Source organism: Acidovorax sp. LjRoot129 (genome assembly GCF_964253765.1).
GTDB lineage: Bacteria > Pseudomonadota > Gammaproteobacteria > Burkholderiales > Burkholderiaceae_C > Acidovorax.
This window is the reverse complement of the sequence record NZ_CAXUSE020000001.1, coordinates 2,470,545-2,494,224: the sequence shown is the minus strand read 5'-3', so window position 1 is coordinate 2,494,224 and position 23,680 is coordinate 2,470,545. Positions and strand designations below refer to the sequence as shown.

Here is a 23,680-nt window from a genome sequence, read left to right as displayed (position 1 = left end):
CGCCGCCATCAAGGTGCCGCCTGCCATGAGCCCCTCTGCCGAACCCCTGGTCCGCTTCAGCGGCGTGCAAAAAACGTACGACGGCGCGCAGTTGGTCGTGCGCGCGCTGGATCTGGACATCCAGCGCGGTGAATTTTTGAGCCTGCTCGGCCCATCGGGCTCGGGCAAGACCACCACGCTGATGATGCTGGCCGGGTTCGAGTCGCCCACCGCGGGGGACATCCTGCTGGACGGCAAACAGATCACGCGCACGCCGCCGCACAAGCGCAACTTCGGCATGGTGTTCCAGAACTACGCGCTGTTCCCGCACCTCACCGTGGGGCAGAACGTGGCCTACCCGCTGACCGTGCGCAAGGTGCCCAAGTCCGAGCAAGCCGACCGCGTGACAAAGGCGCTGGACATGGTGCGCCTGACCGGCATGGCCGACCGCCTGCCCACGCGCCTGTCGGGCGGCCAGCAGCAGCGCGTGGCGCTGGCCCGCGCGCTGGTGTTCAACCCGCAGCTGGTGTTGATGGACGAGCCCCTGGGCGCGCTGGACAAGCAGCTGCGCGAACACATGCAGATCGAGCTGAAAGAGCTGCACCGCCAGCTCGGCGTGACCTTTGTCTACGTGACCCACGACCAGGGCGAGGCGCTGACCATGAGCGACCGCGTGGCGGTGTTCAACGAAGGCATCATCCAGCAGCTGGCCGATGTAGAGACGCTGTACGAGTCGCCGTCCAACCGTTTCGTGGCCGGCTTTGTGGGCGACAGCACTGTGCTCACGGGCACCTTGCAGGGTGCGGGCGCCGACTCAGCCATCCAGTTGCCCGGCGGATTTTTGCTGCCGGGGGTCAACGTGAACCAGGCGCCCCGCGGCTCTGCCGTGCAGGCCCTGGTGCGGCCGGAACGCGTGGTGCTGCATCCGCCCACGCAGTACCCCAAAAGCTCGGCCGTGCCCGCCACGGTGGCGCGCACGATTTACTACGGCGACCACGTGCGCCTGATGTGCGACCTGGGGCACGGCCAGGAGCAGGCCACCGTCAAGCTCGCGCTCGCCGCGTCAGGCACCGCACCCCAACCTCAGCCCGGCGATGCGGTGCTGCTGGAGTTCCCACCCGCTGCCACCCGCATCTACGCGGTGTAAGCCCACACGCATTTCCTTTCATTTCTTCCCTTCCATCGCTTCCTGTTCCGTTCGTTCCGCTTCGCTTCCCCGTCCCACCCTTCAGAAGGAAAACCTGCACCATGAAAAAGAGCCTCATCGCCTGCGCATCCCTGGCCGCCTGCCTGGCACTGCCCAGCTTCGCCCAGCAGCAACTGACCGTCGTGAACTTTGGCGGCGCCAACGCCAATGCCCAGAAGAAGGCCTTTTACGAGCCCTACGAAAAGCTGGGCAACAAGATCGTGGCCGTGGAATACAACGGCGAGCAGGCCAAGGTCAAAGCCATGGTCGAAGCCAAGAAGGTAACCTGGGACGTGGTGGAACTGGAGTCGCCCGACGCGGCGCGCGGCTGCGACGAGGGCCTGTATGAAAAGCTCGACTACAGCAAGATCGTGAGCAAGAGCGACCTGCTGCCGGCCGCCGTGTCCGACTGCGCCGTGGGCATCTTTGTGTGGTCCACCGTCATGGCCTACAACGGCGACAAGCTCAAGACCGCGCCCACCAGCTGGGCCGACTTCTGGGACACCAAGAAGATCCCCGGCAAGCGCGGCATGCGCAAGGGCGCGCGCTACAACCTTGAATTTGCCCTGCTGGCCGATGGCGTCAAGCCTGCCGACGTGTACAAGGTGCTTGCCACCAAGGACGGCGCCGACCGCGCCTTCAAGAAGCTGACCGAGCTCAAGCCCAACATCCAGTGGTGGGAAGCCGGTGCCCAGGCACCGCAGTTTCTGGTGGCGGGCGACGTGGTGCTGACCACCGTGTTCAACGGCCGCATCGACGCTGCCAACCGCGAAGGCCGCAACCTCAAGATCTACTGGCCCGGCGGCATTTATGACCTGGACTACTGGGCCATCCCCAAGGGCACGCCGAACAAGGACGCAGCCGTCAAGTTCATCGCCTACACCATGCAGACCGCCAACCAGGCCGCCTACGCGCAGAACATTGCCTACGGCCCGGCCAACACCACGGCGCTGGCCAAGCTGGACAAGAAGGTGCTGGACGACCTGCCCACGTCGGCCGCCAACGCCAAGGACGCCATCGCGTTCGGCGTGAGCTTCTGGGCCGACCAGGGCGAGGCGCTGGAAAAGCGCTTTGCCGCCTGGGCCACCCAGTAAGTCACCCGCACCCTCGGAGCGCAAGACACCATGCAAGCCCCTTCTGCCATCGCACCCGCCGCGCTTGCGCTGGACGACCACGCACCCGGCGCGCTGCGCAAGGCCCTGTCGCGTGCCGAAGCACGGCGCAAGTGGCGGGCCTTTGCCCTGACCCTGCCCCTGCTGGTGTTCTTGCTGCTCACGCTGCTGATCCCGATTGCCGCGCTGCTGCAGCGCGGCGTGGAGAACCCCGAGGTCGCCAACACGCTGCCCGCCACCATCGAGGCGCTGCACGGCTGGGACCGCCACGACGCGCCGGGCCCCGCAGCGTATGCGGCGCTAATGAAGGACCTGGCGCGCCTGCCCGACAGCTCGGACGCTGGCGCGCTGGCGCGCAGGCTGAACTCCGAGGTGCCCGGTGCGCGCTCGATGGTGATGGGTGCCTTCCGCGCCCTGCCCGTGCGGGGCACACCCGAATCCATCCGCGACCAGCTGATCGACAAGGATGCGCGCTGGGGCGAAGCGCCATTTTGGCGTGCCATTGCCAAGAATGGCGCACGCTGGACGCCCGACTACTTGCTGGCATCGGTAGACCTGCAGCGCGATGCGCTGGGCCAGGTCGAGCGCATGCCCGAGGAGCAGCGAGCGTTTGGCGGCATCTTGCTGCGCACATTTCACATCAGCTTTGTGGTCACGCTGCTCTGCCTGCTGCTGGGCTACCCGCTGGCCTGGTGGCTGGCCTCGCTGCCCGCGCGCCAGGCCAATGTGCTGATGATCCTCGTGCTGGTGCCGTTCTGGACGTCCATCCTGGTGCGGGTGGCCGCCTGGATCGTGCTGCTGCAGTCCGAGGGTCTGGTCAACCGGGGCCTCATCGGCATGGGTTTGATCGAGCAACCTTTGGCGTTGCTGTTCAACCGCACAGGCGTGGTGATTGCCATGGTGCACATCCTGCTGCCGTTCATGGTGCTGCCGCTGTACAGCGTGATGAAAAGCGTGCCGCCAACCTACCTGCGCGCAGCGGTGTCGCTGGGCAGCTCGCCCATCGCCGCGTTCTTTCGGGTCTATGTGCCTCAGACCTACCCGGGTGTGGGCGCTGGGGCGCTGCTGGTGTTCATCCTCGCCATTGGCTATTACGTGACCCCTGCGCTGCTGGGTGGTGCGGATGACCAGATGCTGAGCTACTACATCGCCCGCTACACCAATGTGGAAGTGAACTGGGGCATGGCCTGTGCGCTGGGCGCCCTGCTGCTGGCCGCCACGCTGGTGCTCTACGGCGTGTATCGACGCATTGGCAAGGCAGAACTCAGTCTGGGCTGATCACTTCTAAAGACACTCACCATGCGCCATCTTCTGCCCCAATTCCCCCTGTACGCCACCTTGGCCGACAAGCTCGGCTGGTGGGCGGTGCGCGCCCTGTGCGTGGCCGTGCTGGTGTTTTTGCTGGCTCCCATCCTGGTGATGGTGCCGCTGTCGTTCTCCGAAAGCTCGTTCCTGGCCTACTCGATCCCGGGCTGGTCGCTCAAGTGGTACCGCAACCTGTTCGAGTCGGCCGAGTGGGCCCGCGCCACGCGCAACAGCTTTATCGTGGCGCCGGCAGCCACGGTGGTTGCAACAGCGCTGGGCACGCTGGCAGCAGTGGGCTTGTCGCGGGCGGACTTCCCGTTCAAGGGTGTGCTCATGAGCGTGCTGATCGCACCCATGGTCGTGCCCATCATCGTGGTCGGCGTGGCCACCTACCTGTACTTCGCGCCGCTGGGCCTGGCGGACAGCTACTTCGGGCTCATCATGGTGCACGCTGCGCTGGGCGCACCCTTTGTGCTGACCACCGTGCTGGCTACGTTGGCGGGCTTCAACCACAACCTGGTGCGCGCGTCGCTGAGCCTGGGCGAGACGCCTTTCAACACCTTCTTTCGCGTCACGCTGCCAGTGATCGCGCCGGGCGTGATCTCGGGGGCGCTGTTTGCGTTTGCCACGTCGTTCGACGAGGTCGTGGTCACGCTCTTCCTTGCGGGGGCCGACCAGTCCACGTTGCCGCGCCAGATGTTCAACGGCATCCGCGAAAACATCTCGCCCACGATTGCCGCCGTGGCGACGCTGCTCATCCTCTTCACCACCAGCCTGCTGCTGGCGCTGGAGTGGCTGCGCGGGCGCCGGGGCTGATGGAACACCCCCCTGAGTCGCTGCGCGCCTTCCCCCCGCTCTCGCATTGCTGCGCAATGCGGGCAGGGGGACGCAGCCAGCGCACGCGAGCGAAGCGCCGCATACGCGGCTTGGCGGCCCTTGCGCGGCTGCCCTCGCTTGCGCCGCGCCAGTTGCATACGCTGCGGGCAAACGCGCCGAATTCTCGAGAACCAACCTAAAACCACGCCGCCAGTGCCACATTGGTGACAAGCTCGGCGGCAACGCGTGCTAGCCTTTTTCCTCAACTCCCCACGTATCTTTTGCTTCAACCAGACGCATCCCATGGACATGAAGACCTCTCCCCTCGCCTTGCTTAACGACCCCACTCTGCTCAAGACCGATGGCCTCATCAACGGCCAGTGGGTGGCCGGCAGCAGCCGCTTTGACGTGAACGACCCCGCCACGGGCCTCAAGCTGGCCGACGTGGCGAACCTGGGCCCGGCCGACGCCGAAGCGGCGATTGCCGCCGCCAATGCGGCCTGGGGCCCGTGGAAAACCAAGACCGCCAAGGAACGCAGCATCATCTTGCGCAAATGGTTCGACCTGCTGATGGCCAACCAGGACGACCTCGGCCGCATCATGACCGCCGAGCAAGGCAAGCCCCTGGCAGAAGCCAAGGGTGAAGTGGCCTACGGCGCCAGTTTTGTGGAATGGTTTGCCGAAGAGGCCAAGCGCATCAACGGCGAAACCCTGCCGCAGTTCGACAACAGCCGCCGCCTGCTGGTCTTGAAGCAGCCCATTGGCGTGTGCGCGGCCATCACGCCGTGGAACTTCCCGCTGGCCATGATCACCCGCAAGGTCGCGCCTGCGCTGGCGGCAGGCTGCCCCGTGGTCATCAAACCGGCCGAGCTGACCCCGCTCACGGCCCTGGCCGCCGCCGAGTTGGCCCTCCGTGCGGGCATTCCGGCGGGCGTGTTCAACATCCTGCCCGCCGACAGCGACAACTCCATTGCCATCGGCAAGGTGCTGTGCGCCAGCGATGTGGTGCGCCACATCAGCTTTACCGGCAGCACCGAGGTGGGCCGCATTCTGATGGCGCAGTCGGCGCCCACGGTCAAGAAGATGTCGCTGGAGCTGGGCGGCAACGCGCCCTTTATCGTGTTTGACGATGCTGACATTGACAGCGCCGTGGAAGGCGCCTTTGCCAGCAAGTACCGCAACGCCGGCCAGACCTGCGTGTGCACCAACCGCTTTTATGTTCAGGAAGGCGTGTACGACGAGTTTGTGGCCAAGTTCGCCGCCAAGGTGAAGACCGCCAAGGTCGGCAACGGCTTTGAAGCCGGCGTGAACCAGGGCCCGCTGATCGAGGAAGCCGCGCTGACCAAGGTGCAGCGCCATGTGGATGACGCCATTGCCAAGGGCGGCCAAGTAGTTGCCGGGGGCAAGCGACTGCAAAGCCTGGGCTCGGGCCAGTTCTTTGAGCCCACGGTGGTGGCCAACGCCACGGCCGACATGCTGTGCGCCCGCGAGGAAACCTTTGGCCCGTTTGCCCCTGTGTTCAAGTTCAAGACCGAGCAGGAAGCCATCGACGCCGCCAACAACACCGAGTTTGGCCTGGCCAGCTATTTCTACAGCCGCGACGTGGGCCGGATCTTCCGCGTGACCGAGGCGCTGGAGTACGGCATGGTCGGCGCCAACGTGGGCATCCTGGCTACCGAGCATGTGCCCTTTGGCGGCGTCAAGCAGTCCGGCCTGGGCCGCGAGGGCTCGCACTACGGCATGGACGACTACGTGGAGATCAAGTACCTCTGCCTGGGGGATATCCAGAACTGAGGGGGGTCGGTGGCGGGGCGAGGGAGCAGCACGCCAAACACCGCCACCGCCGCAATCTCCACAATCGCTATTTGCTACTATTTTTATAGCTATCAGCGCTTATATAACAAGCGCTGAGGGCCATTTTTACTTCAAATCGGGCGCTGTGCGGTTGGTGTAGCTCGCGTTCCCGAGCCCGGTTCCCACCGTCAGCACGGCCCAGCGCTTCACGTCCTGCGTGAAGGGCAGCTCCGACAGGCCCTGCACCACCGCATCGTTGTGCAGGCACACCTGGGTGCGGCCGCCGCCGATGGTGGGCAGCCGTTCGCAAAGGTGGCGCGGCAGGTGAAAACGCGCGCTCTCCCAGTTGCCCGGCAGGTTCTGGGTGCCGCCCACGATGGAGCCATCCTCCACGATCAGCCCCGGGCAGGCGACGCCGATAAAGGGCGCCAGCGCAATCTTCTTTTTCTCGGCGTGGGCGATCAGGTCTTCGAGCCGGCCGGCAATGCCTTCGACCAGTTCGTCGCGCCGGGGGCCGTCGTCTTTGTGCGTCCACTTTTCGCGGCGCACCACCTCGGCCAGTGACATGTCGGGCGCGCGGTGCAAATGGGTTTGCACGATGCCGCAGCGCACATTGGTGCCGCCGATGTCCACCGCCAAAATCGCGTCGTAGCTTTGCAGCAGCGCGGGCGGGGCCAGGTGCACCCAGCCGATCAGCCCGCCGTCGTCGGCATGGTGGTGCAGCGTGCGCAGCTCGGCCGTCACCTTCGCAGCCTTCAGACGCTCACGCACACGGTCGATGGCGCGGCTGCCGAACTCGCTCTGGTGAAAGCCGCCGCCCAGGATCACGCGCTCCACGCCCCGCCACGTGGGCTCCTCCAAAAAGCGCTGCACCACGTCTGCCAATTGCAGCGCGTAGTCTTCCGATGCTTGCTCCAGCGCGTGGGCCGCATCGGGGTTCTTGTCGGCTGCTGCGTCCAGCTGCTTTTTGCTGAAATCGCGTGTGGCCTTGCTGCCAAACGGGTCCTTGCCCACCATGGTGGTAAAGAGCTTGCGCCATGCGTCGAGCATGTAGCGAAACGCGGTGCCGCTGGCGACATCGCCGACAAAGCCGTCGCCTTCGCGGTCGCGCAGCTCCAGGCTGTAGCCGTTGATGGTGACGGAGGCCAGTTCCATGTCGCCATGCGGTCCGAGGATGCCCAGCTCGCGCTGGGCCTTGGCATCCTTGGCGTCGTTCGCATCCTTGGGGGTTTGCTTGTCGCTCCCCTTGCCGGTGCGGGAGTCCTGGGTGTCGGTGTCCTTTGATGCCATTCCTGCCTCATTGAGCTGCCCTCACGCGGGGCCGAGGCTGCATCGTGCCGCACGCGGCGGCGCGGCCGCGTCAGCCAACACCGTGATCTCGCAGGAGAACGGGGCTTGTCACACAACCTTCATCCACCGCCAAAATCAGCTGGGAGAGTTGTTGGCAAGGGGATTGACGTCAACACAGTGGGCAGGAATGAGTGGCGCGTTCCAGGCGCCCGTCATCAGGCGCCCGCCCGGCGCTGCCGGACCAGGCGCTTGCCCCACAGCCCCAGCCACACCGCAAAAAACACCGCAGCGCCGAACACCCAGCCCGACAGCGCCCCTGCCATGCCGCCGGACAACAAGGTGCCGATGGTGCAACCCAGGCCCGTCATCGCACCCCACCCCAGCAGCACGCCGCCCGACAGGCCGCGAGCTGCATCGCGCCAGGTCGGCCAGCGTGGCGTGAACTGGCGGCTAGCCAGCGCCGCGACGAAGGCCCCTGCCACCAGCCCCGCCAACAACAGCGCATTGGGCGTGAGCCAGGTCGACGGCGGCAGCGTGGCGCAACCGGCAAAACCGTCCAGCCCGTCGAGCCGCTCCGGTATCCATCCTTGTCCTTGCGCCCATTGGCGGGCCGCGCCACCCAGTGTGGCTGTGACGCCAAGGGGCCGCATGCGCACGATGGCCAACGCGCCGATCAGCCCGACCGCCAGGCCGCCCACCCAGTAGGGCCAGCGCCCGGTCCACAGGTGTTGCCACACCGCGCGCAGCGGGGGCACGGCGCTGCTGCGCGAGGTGCTGGCCTCTTGTGCAAACCCGCGCCACAACCACGCTGCCACCAACGCGAGCACGCCCAGTTGCACCAGCAGAGCGCCGCCATACCCCAGATGCGCGGGCAGCCAGACCACAGGCGCATCGGCCACGCTCCCGCTGTACAGGGTGTTCCAGGTCTTGAACCCCAGGACAAAACCCAGTGCCGAGCCCACCAGCGCGAACGGCGACACCACCGAACCCTCGGCCAGCCGGTACCAGTGCGCGCTGATGCATGAGCCCGAAACCACCATGCCGGTCCCAAACGACAGCCCTGCCACCACCAGCACCCAGCTCACCGGGCCGATGTGCATGTCGGGCGGCAACTTGCCCGGCTGCGGCACCGGCAGCCAGCTGCCCAGCACCACGGTGTAGCCCACCACGCCCACGGCCAGCGCCAGCACGATGGCCAGCAGCCCGCGCGGGTTGCCGTCTTCGAACCAATCGCGGGCGTGGCAATAAAAACAAAAGCGCGAGCGCTGCAGCACGATGCCCAGCACCGCGCCGCAGGCCAGCGCAAACACCAGAGTGCGCCCGCCGGCCTGGCCCTGCAGCCATTGGGCACCGGCCACCAGGGCAGCCAGCAGCGCCAGCGCGATGATGGAAGGGAGGGTGGTTCGAAGTGGAAAGCTCATAGATCGATGACCTGTGCACCGCGCGCGTGACAACCCGGAGCGGCCAAAAAAAGCCCGCACGAAGCGGGCTGTAAAGGAGACCCCCTACCAAAAATTTGCGGGCGTCAGCCGTCTGCAGCGCGTGTCGATCGCCGCTTCAAGCGCTCGACCGGTCGGGCTGGATGTGGCCCCGCCCCAACCTCACTTGGCGGCCCAGATGGTGCCCGCCGGGTTCGTGATGGGCACGCCCACCGAGTTGCCGTATTCGGTCCACGAGCCGTCGTAGTTCTTCACGTTGTAGCCAAGGATCTTGGACAGGGCGAACCAGGTGTGGCTGGAGCGCTCGCCGATGCGGCAATACGTGATGATGGGACGGCTGCCATCCACGCCGGCGCTGGCGTAGAGCTTCCTGAGGTCGTCGGCCGACTTGAAGGTGCCGTCTTCCTTCACGGCCTGGCCCCAGGGCACGTTGGCCGCGCCGGGGATGTGGCCGGCGCGGATGCTGAGTTCGGGCACGCCGGCAGGCGCAAAGATCTTGCCGCTGTATTCATCGGCCGAGCGGATGTCCACCAGCTTGGCATTGCTCTTGCCCTCGGCCGCGGCCAGCGCGTCCAACAGGCGAGCGCGCAGCTGGTTGTTGACCGGGCCGACCTTGTACGTGGTAGCGGCAAACTCGGGCAAGCGGTTGTTGAGCGGCTGGTTCTCGGCCTCCCACTTCTTACGCCCGCCGTCGAGCAGCTTGACGTTCTTCACGCCGTAGATGTCGAACACCCAGGCGCCCCAGGCCGCAAACCAGTTGTTGGTGTCGCCGTAGAGCACCACGGTGGTGTCGGGCGACACGCCGGCCTTGGACAACAAGGCTTCAAAGCCTTCCTTGCCCACGATGTCGCGGCGCACGCGGTCGTTCAGGTCTTGATGCCATGAGAAGTTGACGGCACCGGGCACGTGGCCCCGCTCGTACAGGCCCGGGTTGACGCTCACCTCGACGATGCGCACCTGCGGGTTGTCCAAGTTCTGCGCCAGCCACTCGGTCGTGACCAGGGGCCCCGCAGGAATAGGCGTCGCGGCCAGTACCGAGCCGCCAAGCAACACCATGCCGACCGCCGCGCAAGTGCGAAGCCAGGCGCGCCAGGTGGATGGTGTGAAGGGGTTCAATGGCGTGGTCATGGGCGTCCTTTCCGTGTCTGTGAAGGGCCTGCAGCGTGCAGCAGGTGAAAGGAATTTAGGTCCCGTGCTGAATCTGCCCAACCAACAAGATCGGCTATGAATATGCGGTTTGTGTGCTTGCCACCCTGTGCATTCACCCTCTGGCAATCTGGCCGGGGCACCGGTGACTGAAAGGGGCTTGGGTGCTTGGGTTCGCCGGCATATGGGCGCCGGCTAGAAGCACAAGGCAACCCGGCGGCAAATCGCCGCCATGCCCGCAGCAGGAGCCCATAAAAAAACCGGCCCCACTGTGCGGCGGGGCCGGTCTTGCATTTGGAGCGGGTGAAGGGAATCGAACCCTCGTATGAAGCTTGGGAAGCTGCCGTTCTACCATTGAACTACACCCGCGAAGGCTGCGATTATAGGCAGCATCTTGCGGGCTTCCGGCGGGTGGAACTCTGCACTCCCATGAGGAGGTTGCTGGCGCAGTCCCCCGGTGGGCGGCTCAGCGCGCCAATGCGCGGGTTGGCGATGGCGACGGCAGCGCGCCGCCAGCACCCGGGTGGCCCAGGTTGAACCGGGCAATTGCCTCCACCATCTGCTCCGCCTGCACCCGCAGGTTGCCTGCGGCCGCGGACATTTCTTCGACCATGGCGGCGTTCTGCTGGGTCGTGCGATCGAGCTGGGTGATGGCCTCACTCACCTGCCCCACCCCACTCGTCTGCTCGCGGCTGGCCGCGCTGATCTCGGCCACCATGCCGGCCACGCGCTGAATGGAGCCCACCACTTCCTGCATCGTGGCGCCCGCCTGATCGGCCAGCGCCGAGCCCTTTTGCACCATTGCACCGCTCGCGCCAATCAGCTCCTTGATGGCCTTGGCCTCTGCGGCCGTGCGCTGGGCCAGGTTGCGCACCTCCGCCGCCACCACGGCAAAGCCGCGGCCTTGCTCGCCGGCGCGCGCAGCCTCGACGGCCGCGTTCAGCGCAAGAATGTTGGTCTGGAAGGCAATGCCATCGATCACGCCAATGATGTCGCTGATCTTGCTGCTGCTGGCCTGGATGTTCTGCATGGTGGACACCACCTGCGACACCACTTCGCCGCCGCGCGTGGCCACCTGGCTTGCCCCCACGGCCAACTGGTTGGCCTGGTTGGCGTTGTCGGCGTTGTGGCGGATGGTGGCGCCCAGTTGCTCCATGCTGGCCGCGGTTTCCTCCAGCGAACTGGCCTGGCTCTCGGTGCGGCCCGAGAGGTCCTGGTTGCCCTGCGCGATTTCTGCACTGGCCGTCGCCACGCTGCCCGCGCTGGTATGCACCGTGCCCAGGCTCTCCAGCAGGCGCACGCGAAAACCCTCCATGCCCTGCGCCAGCACACCGATCTCGTCACCCGAGCGAATGGTGAGTGGATGGGTAAGGTCGCCCTGCGTGAGATGTCCCAGCGCCGCGCTCAGCTGCTGCACGGGCACGCCCACCAGGCGGCGCGTGACGAACACCAGCACCGCCGTCAGCAACGCCAGCGCCGCCAGCACCCCCAGCCACAGCCAGACCAGCACGCCCCTGGCCTCGCTCATCATTTCAGACAAAGGTGCTTCGGCCACGATGGCCCAGTTCCAGGGCTTGTAGCGCTCCACCGTCAGGTGGCGCCTGGCCGCGCCGCCATCCCCCGCGCCCGCGCTGCGCGGCGACCAGCGGGTTTCCATCTCGCCTGTTTGTTCAATGGCCGCCAGCCCCGCCATCCAGGCCTTGGCGTCCTCAACGGTTTCATCGACCTTGGGGGCTGCGGCACCCGCAGCGCGTGGGAGCCCGATGACGCTGCCCCGCGCCGGCCCGCTGGAGATGTTGACGGCGTACACCGCCCCCGTAGCAAACAGCTTTTGCCCGGCCATCACGGCGTCGAGCTTGGACAGGATGGAGGCGATGTCAGAGCCGATGAACAAGATGCCGATGGTGCGGTTGCCCTCGCGGATGGGCTCGTACACCGTCATGTATTCGCGCCCGAACAGATTGGCCCGGCCAATGAAGGTCTTGCCCTCGGCCATCAGCGCATACGCGGGGTGCTTGCGGTCCAGGACGGTCTTGTAGGCGCGCTCTCCATCCTGCTTCTTGAGCGAGGTGGTCACGCGCACATAGTCATCTCCCACACGCGCAAACAGGGTGGCGACGGCGCCCTGGCTGTCTTTGGAAAAGCGGTCCACCACGTCGAAGACCCCATTGACGGAAGCCCCGCCGAACGACATCGCGGCCTCGGGTTTGCCGTCGGGCCCGGGCGCCTCGGTCACTTCGAATTTTCCAGGGAAGTTGGCCTTGAACAGCGCAAAGTCGCGGCGTGCCTGCTCTTGCGCGGTTTCGTCGAAGGTCTGCACCAGCGTGCGCACCTGCGCCGCCTTCTGTGCCGACTCGTGCCGCACCAGGCGGCCAAAGTCTTGCCATAGCAGCGCGCTGACAATACCCATGGTGATGAGCAAAACCACCAGCAGGCTGAGAAGTGCGGTGAGAGAGAGCTTGAAAGCCACGGAGCGGTGCGTGGCGGCGGCGTTCTTCATGGTGTTCCCCCCGTTTTTGGTCTGCGAGCCTGTGCCCGGCCCGGCGCCCAACTTACCTGAACCCTGGGCACACGTAAACCCAACTGGCGGGAAATCGCCTTTTCTTTGGAGCCTTGTGGTCAGGGACGCAAGATTCGGAAGGAAGGCCAGTGGAGAGACGGTTTTGTCAGGGCAGGCTCAACCGCTGCATGCTCTCGAAAACCCGCGGTACTCCCGAGAACGGATCCACAAATTCGAGCGACCGCGCCAGCAGTTGCAGCGGCCGTGAATAGTCGCCCTCGGGCGGGTCGTTGACGACCGGGTAGAACGGATCGTTGCGCAGCGGCAGCCCCAGGGCGGCCATGTGCACACGCAACTGGTGCCGTTTGCCGGTGATGGGCGAGAGGCGGTAGCGCGCCCACTCAGCCGACGGTGCGACCTCCAGCACCTCGATGCGGGTGCGGCTGTTGGGCTCGCCGGGCACCTCGTGCATGCGAAAGAATTGCGGGCTCTCCTCCAGCCGGCTGGTGTGCTCCAGCGGAAGTGCAAGGTCTGCACGCCAGGGCGCGATCGCGTCGTAGTGCTTCGTGATCTGCCGGTCGCGGAACAGCGCCTGGTAGGCACCGCGCGTGTTTTGTTGCGCAGACAGCAGCACCAGCCCTGCCGTGTCGCGGTCGATGCGGTGCAGGGGCGACAACTCCGGCAGCCCCAGCTTGAGCTTGAGCCGCACCAGCAGCGTGTTGTGCAGGTAGCGGCCAGACGGCGTCACGGGCATGAAGTGGGGTTTGTCGGCCACCACCAGATGCTCGTCCCGGTAGAGCACGGTTTCGGTGAAAGGCAGCGACGGCTCGGCAGGCAGGCTGCGGTAGTAATACACCCGCAGGCCGCCTTCAAAAGCGCGATCGGGCGCTACGGCGTCGCCGCGCTCATCCACTACGTCACCCGCTAGCATGCGCCGCAGCCATTCACCCCGGGTGACGACCGAAAGCCGCTGCGCGAGAAAGTCCAGCATGCTGCCCGCCCCCTGCCCCGGCAGCACCACACAACTGGCCCCAACGCCATCGCGGGTGGGCGGAGCGTAGGGGTGCCGGGAGTTGTGCATGGCGGGCATTTTAGGGACCCGTGCCGCCATAGCGCGTTGTGAAGACAGGTTTGTGAATGGGCATCCGCGATCAAAACGTGCGCTGGTTTTGCCCTGTAGGACAAGGGCGGCAGTTGCGCCAGCGCTGCTGCGGCACGGCTGGATGCGGGCTAGCATGAACGCAGTAAGCCCCGTGGCCGTGCAGGCCCCTGCCTGCCAAAACGCGCACCCCTGGCAATGCGCCAAGGAGGCGCAGCCCTATCGTTTTCTGCATCAGCCTTCATGCCAAATACACCTGCCACGTCCTCCGCCGATATGACCCGCCCTACGGTGCCGCCCAGCGACCCGCGGCCGCGTCGTGGCGTCGGGCGGCGGGTGGCGATAGGGATGCTGTGGGCCCTGGGGGTGGTCGTGGGCGTGCTGGTGCTGCTGATGGTCCTGGTGGCGGGAATCGACTGGAACCGCGCCAAGCCCTGGGTCAACGACAAGGTCAGCGAAGCAACGGGCCGCCACTTTGCCATTGAGGGCGATCTTTCTGCCGAGTGGCGTTGGCCCCAGCCCGTGGATGCCGGCTGGCAGCGTTGGATTCCGGGGGTGGTGGTGAAGGCCGACCGCATGGTGATGGGCAACCCTGAGGGTTTTACGCCCCCTTTCAGGCGCGCCGACAGCAAAACCCCGTCCAAAGACACGGTCGATGTGCTGGACGCCACCACCATGGCCCGCATTGGCAGCGCCACCGCCACAGTGCAGCTGCTGCCGCTGCTGGGGCAGTCCCTTTCCATCGACACGGTCGCGCTGACAGGCCCGCAGGTGGCTTTGGCACGGACCAGCGACGGCACCAAGAACTGGACGTTTGAGCGCAAGGATGGGCCCAAGAGCAACTGGCGTTTTGACGTGGACCAGCTGGTGGTGAACGAGGGCGTGCTGGCCTATGCCGACGCCATGAAGGATCTGGATGTGCAGGCGCGCATCAACACGACCGAACCGGTGGCGCCAGGCAAATCGGCGGCCAAGGTCGCTGCGGCGGCTGCGTCGGCACCTTTGCCCAAGGCTTCAGCGGCGCGTGTTTCGTCGGCCAGCGCCGCCGCGGCTACCTCGCCCGCGTCAAGCGGGGCGTCGGCACCTGAGGCGGCCACCAACCCCGACAACCCCACCACGACCGCTGCCGGCCCCGTGCCGTATGGTCTGCGCTTTGAGCTTGAGGGGCGCTTTGCCAAGGCGCAGATCAAGGGCGAAGGGCGCGCAGGCCAGGTCATCAGCCTGCGCAACAAGGTGGTCAACTACCCGCTGCAGATCGATGCCACCGCGGGCAGCGTGGCGCTGTCGGCAGAAGGCATTCTGGCCAACCCTGGGGCGCTGTCGGGCCTGGACTTTCAGGTCCTGCTCAAGGGCGCCAGCATGGCCGACCTGTACGACCTGACCGGGCTGGTGCTGCCCAACACGCCCCGCTTTGAAACCAACGGCCGCTTGACCGGCAGCCTGGAGCCCGAGCGCGCCGTGTGGGAGTACACCAACTTCAACGGCAAGGTCGGCCAGAGCGACCTGCATGGCTCGCTCAAGTACACCTCGGGCAAGCCCCGCCCGCGCCTGGTCGGGACGATGACCTCCAACCAGCTGCGGCTGGCCGACCTGGGCCCGACCATTGGCGCCGGCAAGGCTGACGCCGCCAGCCCCGACCCCAGCCCCAGCCCCAAACGCGGCCGTGCGCCCCGCGGCAAGGTGCTGCCCGATTCCAAATTTGCAGCCGAGCGCTGGAATGCGATGGACATGGACATCACCTTCAAGGGCCGCCACATCATCCGCCCTGAAAGCCTGCCGCTGGAAGACCTGAGCCTGCGGGCCGTGATGGAGAACGCGCAGCTCAAGCTGGCGCCCCTGACCTTTGGCGTGGCCGAGGGCAAGATCGAATCGCAGGTGAGCATTGATGGGCGCACCGCGCCGCTGAAGGCGCAGATCCGCGGCACCGTGCAGGGTTTGCAGCTGTCGGCACTGTTCCCCAAGGTCCAGCTCATGAAAAAGAGCTTTGGTCACATGGATGGCGCGATTGCGCTGGAGAGCACCGGCAGCAGCATGGCCGGGCTGCTGGGCGAAGGCACGGGCGAGATGCGCCTGTACGTGCGCGACGGCACACTGAGCAAGCAGATGCTGGACCTGGCAGCACTCAACGTGGGCAGCATCATCGTGGGCAAGCTGTTCGGCGATGACAAGGAAGTCCACCTGCGCTGCGCCGTGGCCGACTTCACGGTGGTGAAGGGGCTGGCGACCACGCGCGTGGTGAAGATGAGCACGGAAGACGCCATCGTGGAGGCCACGGGCACGATTGACTTGGGCACGGAAGAGCTGGACCTGCGCATCAAGCCCGAATCCCTGGAGTGGAAGTTCTTCTCGCTGCGCTCGCCCCTGTACGTGAAGGGCACGTTTGGCAACCCCAACGTTGGCGTGGAAGCCGGCCCGCTGCTGCTGCGCGCGGGCGCTGCGGTGGTCGCCGCCGTCGTGGCCCCGGCTGCGCTGGCGCTGGTTCCCCTGACCGTGCCGGCTGCCGACGACGACACGCACTGCAAGCCGCTGCTGGACCTGGGCAAGCAGCCTGTGAAGGCCGGCGCCAAAGGTGCAGCGGGCACGGAATCGCAGCCGGCGCGCCAGGCCGCAAGCAAGGCGGCGCCCGCAGCCCGTTGAGCGGCAACGCTACGGTGCGGCCGGCGCTTGGGCGCGCCGGTGCGGGAGTACTGCCGGGGAATAATCGCGCTCTCGCGCCCCGGCGCTCCTCAATAGCCCGTTCATGAAAATTGCAAAGAGGGTGTGCCTTGGCCTGCTGGCCGTGCTGGTGGCGGGTTTATTGCTGCCAGAGCGCATTCAGATCCCTGTGGCCGGTGCCACAGCCCGGGACTGGAACCCAAAATCATTCTGGTTCGAGCCCTGGGGCAGCTCTGGCGTGCACAAGGGGATCGACATCTTCGGCAAGACGGGCACGCCGGTGCTGAGCACCACCGATGGTTTCGTGCTGTTCACCGGCGAGATCGCCAAGGGCGGCAAGGTGGTGCTGGTGCTCGGGCCCCGCTGGCGGCTGCATTACTTCGCCCACCTGGATTCGATCCGCACAGGCGCCTTGTCGTGGGTGGCGTCTGGAGAGCCGGTGGGCACTTTGGGCGCCAGCGGCAACGCCCAGGGCAAGCCACCGCACCTGCACTATTCCATCGTGCGGATGCTGCCGGCCCCGTGGAAGATGGATGGATCGACCCAGGGCTACAAGAAGGCGCTGTTCATTGACCCGGGGGCGTACTTGCAAGACTGATCAACGGCGGCGATGGAGTGTCGGCGATCCACGGCGCGCCGCCTTTCTCACGGCGCATGAAATCGGTGCGGCCTCGCCATGCGGGTGCCAGGAGGGCGCCCCAACAACGCACAGGCGATGGCGATGCCGATGGCGACAGGCCTGGACAGCGGCTCAGCGCACAGGTCAATGAAAATCCCGGCTGCCCTGCAGCGCGTGGGCCATGCGCCCGAGCAGCGGGGTCATGTCCTTGAAGCGCTGGGCCACCAGGTGGCGCACCACCATGGGCGCCGCGCCTGGGCTGGGTGGGGATGCAGCATCGTGGCCCGGGGCGGGCACGCTCTCTTCCGGCACGCTGCATTGCCAGGTGCCCTCCACTGCCAGCAACTGAGAACGCAGCAGCGCGTTGCGCCAGATATCGACCAGTGAAGGCCACACGATCACGTTGACCGGGCCGGTCTCGTCCTCGAGCGTGACGAACATCGTGCCTTTGGCGGTACCGGGGCGCTGGCGCACGGTGACGATGCCGCAGGCGCGCACCTTGCGGCCGTGGGGCACGGCATTCAGTTGCAGCGCGGTCAGCAGGCGCCAGCGCTCCAGCCGCGGGCGCAGCAGGGCCAGCGGGTGGCGACGCAGGGTGAGGCCGGTGGCGGCGTAATCGAACAGGATTTCCTCGCCTTCAGGCGCAGCGGCGAGCTCCAGCGGTGTCTCGTGCACCGGCACATCGCGCAGCAGGGCCGGCGCGGCATGCTGGGCCGCCGCATCCCACATCTGCTGGCGCCGGTGGCCCGACAGGCTGGCCAGCGCGTCGGCGGCAGCCAGGGCCTGCAGGTCTTGCTGGCTCAGTTGTGCGCGCAGGGCCAGGTCTTCGGTGCTGGCAAAGGCAGGGCCGGCCAGGCGCGTCTGTACCAGGCGCTCTGCAGCATCGCGCCGCAGGCTGCCCACCAGGCACAGGCCCAGGCGCACCGCAGGCTGCGGCAAGGGCGGTGAGGCCAATCCTTTGTCGGGCCGCAAGTGCTCCAGCGCGCCTTCCAGTGTGCAATCGATGTCGCTGTGCGCCACGTCGATGGGCAACACGCGCACGCCGTGGCGGCGCGCGTCCTGCACCAGTTGTGATGCGGTGTAGAAACCCATCGGCAGCGAGTTGAGCAGCGCGGCGAGGAAAGCCGCGGGTTCATGGCACTTGAGCCAGCTGCTGGCATAGGCCAGCAGGGCAAAGCTGTGGGCATGGCTTTCAGGAAAGCCGTATTCGCCGAAGCCGAGCATCTGCTGGAAGATGCGGTCGGCGAACTCTGCCGCGTAGCCGTTGGCCACCATGCCGTCTTTCAATGGCTTTTCAAAACGGTGCACACCTCCCTTGCGCTTCCATGCCGCCATCGAGCGGCGCAGGTCATCGGCCTGCCCCGGGGTGAATCCGGCGGCGTCGATGGATATCTGCATCACCTGTTCCTGGAAGATCGGCACGCCCAGCGTGCGCTCCAGCGCGTTGCGCAGCTCTGGGTACTCCAGCGGAAAAGGCTCTTCGCTGCCCGCGCTGCGCATCTGCCGCTCCAGCTCACGCGCCTTGAGATACGGGTGCACCATGCCCCCCTGAATGGGCCCTGGACGCACGATGGCGACCTCGACCACCAGGTCATAGAACTTGCGCGGCCGAAGGCGCGGCAGCATGCTCATCTGCGCGCGGCTCTCGATCTGGAACACGCCCACGGTGTCGGCGGCGCAGATCATGTCGTAGGTGGCGGAGTCCTTGCCCGGAATATCGTGCAGTTGCCAGCGCGCTCCCCGCAGCACGGCGCGCAGGTCCAGGCAGCGGCGCAGCGCACTGAGCATGCCCAGGGCCAACACGTCCACCTTGAGCAGGCCCATGTCATCGAGGTCGTCCTTGTCCCACTGAATGACGGAGCGGTTCTCCATGCTGGCCGGCTCCACCGGCACCAGCCGCGTGAGCTTGCCCTGCGTCAGCACAAAACCGCCCACGTGCTGGCTCAGGTGGCGCGGAAAACCCCGGAGGTCGTCTGCCAGTTCCAGCCACAACTGCGCCGTGTGCCGGTGCAGCGGCGCGCCCACCGCCACGGCCAGTTCCTGCAGGCGGTCGGTGGCAATCTCTTCATCAAACCAGTGGTGGTCCTTGGCAAACGCATCCACCAGCGCGGGCCCCACGCCCAGCGCCTTGCCCACGTCGCGCAGCGCGCTGCGCGTGCGGTAGGAGGTGACGACGGCTGCGATGGCGGCACGGTCTCGGCCGTATTTGTCGTAGATGTACTGGATGACTTCTTCGCGCCGGTCGTGCTCGAAGTCCACGTCGATGTCGGGCGGCTCCTTGCGCTCCTTGCTGATGAAGCGCTCGAACAGCAGGTGCGACTCTTCGGGGGCCACCGCCGTGATGCCCAGCACATAGCAGACCACCGAGTTGGCGGCCGAGCCCCGGCCCTGGCACAGGATCCCGATGCTGCGCGCAAAGCGCACGATGTCGTGCACCGTGAGGAAGTACATCTCGTATTGGCAATCCGAAATCAGGTCGAGTTCCTTGCGGATCTGCGCGGCAATCCCGTCGGGTGCGCCTTGCGGATAGCGCCCCGCAACCCCAGCCTGCACCAGCCAGGCCAGCGCCTGCGCAGGCGTCATGCCGGGCGGCACCGTTTCGAGCGGGTACTGGTACTTGATCTCGTTCAGGCTGAAAGTGCAGCGCCCCGCCACGGTGAGCGTGGCCGCCAGCAGCTCGGGCGGGTAAAGGCCTGCCAGCCGCACGCGGCGGCGCAGGTGGCGTTCGGCATTGGGCTGCAGCGCAAAGCCACACTCGCCCACGCTGCGGCCCAGGCGCACGGCAGTGACCACATCCTGCAGCGGCTTGCGCTGGCGGCTGTGCATGTGTACGTCACCTGCCGCCACCAGCGGCAAGCCGAGCTCGGCCCCCGCGCGCTGCAAGGTGGCGAGCCACAGCCCATCGTTGGGAGCCAGGTGCAACTCGGCCGCCAGCCAGATGTGACCGTCAAAATTTGAGTCAAATTGGCCTCTAGCGCTTGATAGACAAGCGCTGATAGCTATCAAATCAGAAGCATCAAAGCGCGAGCGGATGGGCGCCAGCAACAGCTCGCACCCCTGCAGCAGCGCAAACGGGCTGCCCGGCCCCACGTGGTACTGGCCTTTAGGGGCCGCCCTGCGCGCTGCCGTGATGAATTCGCACAGATTGCCCCAGCCCTCGGCATCGCGCGCCAGAGCCACCAGCCGCAGGTCGCCCCACAGGAACTCGCTGCCGACAATGAGGTGCAGGTCCAGTTCTTGTGCGACGCCGTGTGCGCGCACTACCCCAGCCACAGAACATTCGTCGGTCAGTGCCAGCGCCCGGTAGCCCAGCTTCACAGCACGCGCCACCAGTTCTTGGGGATGCGATGCGCCGCGCTGAAAACTGAAGTTGGACAGGCAATGCAGCTCGGCGTAGTCGGGCAGCCCGGTTGCACCAGCGCCCCGGGATGCGGGTGCGCGGGTGGTGGCCAGGCCCGCAGAGGCCACAGGGGCTAAAGAAGAGGATGACGAAGGCTTCACACCCATGGGAACCTGCGCTTGTGCATCAGCCAAAGATTCCATGCAGGAACCAGCGCTGGGGGCGCGCCACGGTTCGCTGGGGCTGCCGGGCGTGCTGGGTCTGTGCAGCCTCGTCGTGCTCGGCATCTTCCGGCTGAGGGGCTAGCCGCTCGCGGAACACCCACACCAGCCCGGCCACGTCGTTGTACGCCACGAAGTAGTCGCGCAAGGCCAGGCCCGCGCAAGGGTGGGCGGGGTCCACGCCTTCGTCGACCGCCGACCACCAACCCGCCTCGAAGCGGTGCGGCCCGTTGAGCAGGTGCAGCAGCCCGTGGTGGCAGGGCCTGCTGCCCTGCACGGACAGGCGCCGGGGCGGGTTCACCAGCCAGGTGGGCTGCAGCAAGGCATCGGGCGTGGCGTCCAGGGCCGCATCGGAGGCATTGACGGCAGCGCCCCTGGGCACAACGCCGATGGCGGGCGCCGCCACGCGCAGCACCTCGGCCGCCGGGCGCCACTGCTGCATGCGCTCGGGCCGGTGGTCGGCCTGCAGCACGGGGGCCAGCACACGGTCGGCGCCCAGGCGGGCCGACAGGCGCTCTAGCAACTGGTGCAAGGCCTCGGCCGGGGCGCCGGCAGCATCGTCGCCACCCCTGCGGTCATCCGGGGGCAACAGGCTGGCGCTGCGCTGCTGCAACGGGGCGGATTCCAGCAGGCGCAGCGTGATCTGGTTGGCTGGGGCCGCCAGCGCGGTGCGTGCCAGGTTTTCTGACAGCAGGCGCCGCAGGTGCGCCATGTCCTGCGTGGCCTGCGCCGTGCGCACCTGCAGCGCGCGTGTGGGGGGTATGGCCACCCCGTCGATGCGGCGCAGGTCGTGCCGCCAGGCCAGCTCCAGCCCCAGCGTCCCCTGCTGGCGCGCTTGCAGCCACCCCTGCAGCACCGTCAGGCACCGGCTGGCGCTCCACAGCAGGGCATCGGCCGACTCTGCCAACGCGGGGAGTTCCACGGTCAGCACAAATTCTTCGGGCAGCTCAAGCCAGCGGTGGGCCTCTGGGGCCTGGCCCAGGGCCTGGTCCAGGACCTTGAGCGCCCCGGCACCAAAACGCCGCGCCACGCCCGCACGCGGCAGCGCCTGCAGCGCCCCCCAGGTGCGGCAGCCCATGCGCTCCAGGCTGGCCACGTGGGGACGCAGGGCGGTGATTGTGTGCAAGGGCAGTCCTTGCGGTATGCGGGCCGGCAGCGCACGCCCTGCCATCGCCATCCGCAACAAAGCCTGCGCCATCAACGCGGTGGGGCCGCAGCCCCAGACGAGGGACGGGGCGGGCGGTTCAGGGGCCGGGGCGCCAGAGCCAGAGCCAGAGCCAGAGCCAGAGCCAGAGCCAGAGCCAGAGCCAGAGCCAGAGCCAGAGCCAGAGCCAGAGCCAGAGCCAGAGCCAGAGCCAGAGCCAACAGTTGCAGTTGCGACAACGGCAACTGTCGCCGCACCCATCCCAGTGCCCGCAGCCGCCATCGACCAGGCCTCGCAAATCTGTGCCATCAAGGCGTCGCGCCCACCCCAGAGGCGCTCGGTGGTAGAGACTTCCAGCAGCAAAGCCTCGTTGTCCACCAGCGCCACCCGCGGCGTAAAGCGCAGTGCCCACCAGCCCACGGCGCCGGCGTTGGCCAGGGCCACCGGCTCCTCAGCCGCCCATTGCGGCAGTGGCAACGCGATCCAGTGCATGCCCCCTCCCCTCTGGCCTTGCGGCTGCAAGCGCAGGAGCCGAACCCCGGTCCACGCTGCGCAGTAGCTGCGCGCGCTGGACCTGGACCATCGCCATGCCCTGTGCGGCCTCCTGCATGGCCTGCCTGCGTGCGGCCTGGGCGGACAGCGCCTGGGCCATCCGCGGGTGGCATCCAGGCAGATCGAGCCCATGCTCCAGAGGCGGACCCCGGCGTTTGAGGATCTGCACCTGCATGCCCGGAAAGGTAGACGCCCCGGCCGCCCTCTCCAGCCCTTGCACCTGCAAGCGCAGCAAGGCCGGTGACGCCTGCGGTGCGGCAGACAGAGGCCTGAAAACCCACAGTAGCTGGTGTTGCTGTGCAGCCGCCAACTGCAACCTGCGCAGCGCCGCAGGCTGGACCTGCGGGAGCCAAGCCATCACGGCCAGCACATCGCGGCATCGCAAGGCCTGCTCTGCCGCCCACAGGGCAGAGGCCGCATCGGCCCGCACCAGGCACAGCCGATGGGCCGCCAGCCCTTGAGATTGCAGCACCGGGCCAAAGGGCTCATACGGCGGTGCCACCCCGACCACGGTGCCTGCACGGGCTGCCAGGGCCTGCGCCAGTGCGGGCAGCACCAACTGCCACTCATGAAAACCCGGCAGCGGCTGCAACACTTCACTCAGCGCCCCCACCGGCCACCCCCCGCCCGGGAGCTGTTCATCCAGCAGCGTGTAGCCCGAGGGCTGTGTCGGCTGCGCACCCGCACCCAGCGCATCGGCATGCCAGACGCCGGGAACGGCAGACGGCAGGTCGGATGCAGCAATCCGGCAGGAAAGGCGGGGCGCAGACATGGAAAAAGTGGGCTTCCGAAAGCATGAATACTGTAAATATAACCAGTATTTTGCTGCCATCAAAGAAGATGACGCGGAGGACTCACAAGCCGCCAGGGGGTGGACGCTGGCGCTCTCTTTTTTGAGGTTTTCCTGTTTTAGCCTGAGTCACGCGCTCGGAATTGAGCCCCCTTTCCACCCAGTCAGAGGCTCCTTGGCGTAGAGCAGCAAGGGGCCGATAGCACCACCGCCCCCCCGGCGGAGCCTCCAAGGTGCTCAGCGCATCAACGCGCTTTACACGGTCTACGCGGCCGCAGCACCCGGCCCGCTTTCATGGAACACCGCCTCGATGTTGTAGCCGTCGGGATCGAACACAAAAGCGGCGTAGTAGCGCGGGTGGTAGCGGGTGCGCAGGCCCGGCGCGCCGTTGTCTTGCCCGCCTGCCGCCAACGCGGCCCGGTGAAATGCCAGCACCTGGGCTTCACTGGTCGCGCGAAAGGCCATGTGGCACCGCGGAGTGAACGGAGGGCCTTCAGAAATCCAGAAATCGCCGTGCGGATCATCTCCCGGCTGAGGCTCCCGGGCGCCAAATCCGACGGCGTCCTCCATAGCCCGCCGCACGCCGTAGCCCAAGGTCGCCAGGACGGATTCGTAGAACGGTCGGCTGCGGGCCAGTGAACTCACGTTGATACCCGTGTGGTCGATCATGGAGAGCTCCTGAGTTTTGGCACA

The 23,680-nt window shown here is 66.8% G+C and carries 16 protein-coding genes and 1 tRNA gene; 7 read left to right on the top strand and 10 right to left on the bottom strand.

The genetic code is table 11. The annotated features are described in order from the left end of the window. The first annotated feature begins 25 nt into the window (after positions 1-25). The 5 genes from ACSQ3Q_RS11385 (at position 26) to ACSQ3Q_RS11365 (ending at position 6,192) form a co-directional block, all read left to right on the top strand. Positions 26-1,126 carry an ABC transporter ATP-binding protein gene (locus tag ACSQ3Q_RS11385; protein ID WP_436136985.1) on the top strand — a complete coding sequence of 367 codons (1,101 nt, stop codon included), beginning with the start codon at positions 26-28 and terminating at the stop codon, positions 1,124-1,126. A 101-nt stretch (positions 1,127-1,227) separates the two neighbouring features. After that, positions 1,228-2,259, top strand: a complete 1,032-nt coding sequence (locus ACSQ3Q_RS11380; protein ID WP_436134485.1) for an ABC transporter substrate-binding protein — start codon at positions 1,228-1,230, stop codon at positions 2,257-2,259. A 30-nt stretch (positions 2,260-2,289) separates the two neighbouring features. Beyond that, positions 2,290-3,555 carry an ABC transporter permease gene (locus tag ACSQ3Q_RS11375; RefSeq protein WP_436134484.1) on the top strand — a complete coding sequence of 422 codons (1,266 nt, stop codon included), beginning with the start codon at positions 2,290-2,292 and terminating at the stop codon, positions 3,553-3,555. Between the two features lie 21 nt (positions 3,556-3,576). After that, on the top strand, positions 3,577-4,398 hold the full coding sequence (locus tag ACSQ3Q_RS11370) for an ABC transporter permease (protein ID WP_436134483.1): 822 nt from the start codon (positions 3,577-3,579) through the stop codon (positions 4,396-4,398). A 303-nt stretch (positions 4,399-4,701) separates the two neighbouring features. After that, the gene (locus ACSQ3Q_RS11365) at positions 4,702-6,192 is read left to right on the top strand and encodes an NAD-dependent succinate-semialdehyde dehydrogenase (protein ID WP_436134482.1); all 1,491 of its coding nucleotides are present in this window, start codon (positions 4,702-4,704) and stop codon (positions 6,190-6,192) included. Between the two features lie 126 nt (positions 6,193-6,318). Here the strand turns inward: ACSQ3Q_RS11365 and ACSQ3Q_RS11360 are convergent, their stop codons facing one another. The 6 genes from ACSQ3Q_RS11360 to ACSQ3Q_RS11335 form a co-directional block, all read right to left on the bottom strand. Further along, the gene (locus tag ACSQ3Q_RS11360) at positions 6,319-7,347 is read right to left on the bottom strand and encodes an ROK family protein (protein ID WP_436136984.1); all 1,029 of its coding nucleotides are present in this window, start codon (positions 7,345-7,347) and stop codon (positions 6,319-6,321) included. A 350-nt stretch (positions 7,348-7,697) separates the two neighbouring features. Further along, positions 7,698-8,903, bottom strand: a complete 1,206-nt coding sequence (locus ACSQ3Q_RS11355) for a YeeE/YedE family protein (protein ID WP_436134481.1) — start codon at positions 8,901-8,903, stop codon at positions 7,698-7,700. 180 nt (positions 8,904-9,083) lie between these two features. After that, positions 9,084-10,049 (bottom strand): sulfurtransferase, encoded by a 966-nt coding sequence (locus tag ACSQ3Q_RS11350; protein WP_436134480.1) that lies wholly within the window; start codon positions 10,047-10,049, stop codon positions 9,084-9,086. 313 nt (positions 10,050-10,362) lie between these two features. Beyond that, positions 10,363-10,436, bottom strand: a tRNA-Gly gene (locus tag ACSQ3Q_RS11345). Between the two features lie 97 nt (positions 10,437-10,533). Then, the gene (locus tag ACSQ3Q_RS11340) at positions 10,534-12,567 is read right to left on the bottom strand and encodes a Cache 3/Cache 2 fusion domain-containing protein (RefSeq protein ID WP_436134479.1); all 2,034 of its coding nucleotides are present in this window, start codon (positions 12,565-12,567) and stop codon (positions 10,534-10,536) included. Positions 12,568-12,733: 166 nt separating this feature from the next. Next, positions 12,734-13,648: a pseudouridine synthase gene (locus tag ACSQ3Q_RS11335; protein WP_436134478.1), complete on the bottom strand. Its 915-nt coding sequence runs from the start codon at positions 13,646-13,648 to the stop codon at positions 12,734-12,736. Positions 13,649-13,942: 294 nt separating this feature from the next. On the opposite strand from ACSQ3Q_RS11335, the gene ACSQ3Q_RS11330 reads away from it, so the two are divergent. Further along, entirely contained in the window at positions 13,943-16,303 is a 2,361-nt protein-coding gene (locus ACSQ3Q_RS11330) for an AsmA family protein (RefSeq protein ID WP_436134477.1), read from the top strand. A 103-nt stretch (positions 16,304-16,406) separates the two neighbouring features. Beyond that, positions 16,407-16,919 carry a M23 family metallopeptidase gene (locus tag ACSQ3Q_RS11325; RefSeq protein WP_436134476.1) on the top strand — a complete coding sequence of 171 codons (513 nt, stop codon included), beginning with the start codon at positions 16,407-16,409 and terminating at the stop codon, positions 16,917-16,919. A 165-nt stretch (positions 16,920-17,084) separates the two neighbouring features. Here the strand turns inward: ACSQ3Q_RS11325 and ACSQ3Q_RS11320 are convergent, their stop codons facing one another. From ACSQ3Q_RS11320 to ACSQ3Q_RS11305, 4 genes are all read right to left on the bottom strand, one after another. Continuing rightward, positions 17,085-20,483: an error-prone DNA polymerase gene (locus ACSQ3Q_RS11320; RefSeq protein WP_436134475.1), complete on the bottom strand. Its 3,399-nt coding sequence runs from the start codon at positions 20,481-20,483 to the stop codon at positions 17,085-17,087. After that, positions 20,467-22,137 (bottom strand): DNA polymerase Y family protein, encoded by a 1,671-nt coding sequence (locus tag ACSQ3Q_RS11315; protein WP_436134474.1) that lies wholly within the window; start codon positions 22,135-22,137, stop codon positions 20,467-20,469. The genes ACSQ3Q_RS11320 and ACSQ3Q_RS11315 overlap by 17 nt, the downstream gene beginning before the upstream one ends. Then, positions 22,097-22,969, bottom strand: a complete 873-nt coding sequence (imuA, locus tag ACSQ3Q_RS11310; protein ID WP_436134473.1) for a translesion DNA synthesis-associated protein ImuA — start codon at positions 22,967-22,969, stop codon at positions 22,097-22,099. Before imuA ends, ACSQ3Q_RS11315 begins: the two co-directional genes overlap by 41 nt. A gap of 282 nt (positions 22,970-23,251) precedes the next feature. Beyond that, positions 23,252-23,656: a VOC family protein gene (locus ACSQ3Q_RS11305; protein ID WP_436134472.1), complete on the bottom strand. Its 405-nt coding sequence runs from the start codon at positions 23,654-23,656 to the stop codon at positions 23,252-23,254. Positions 23,657-23,680 lie beyond the last annotated feature (24 nt).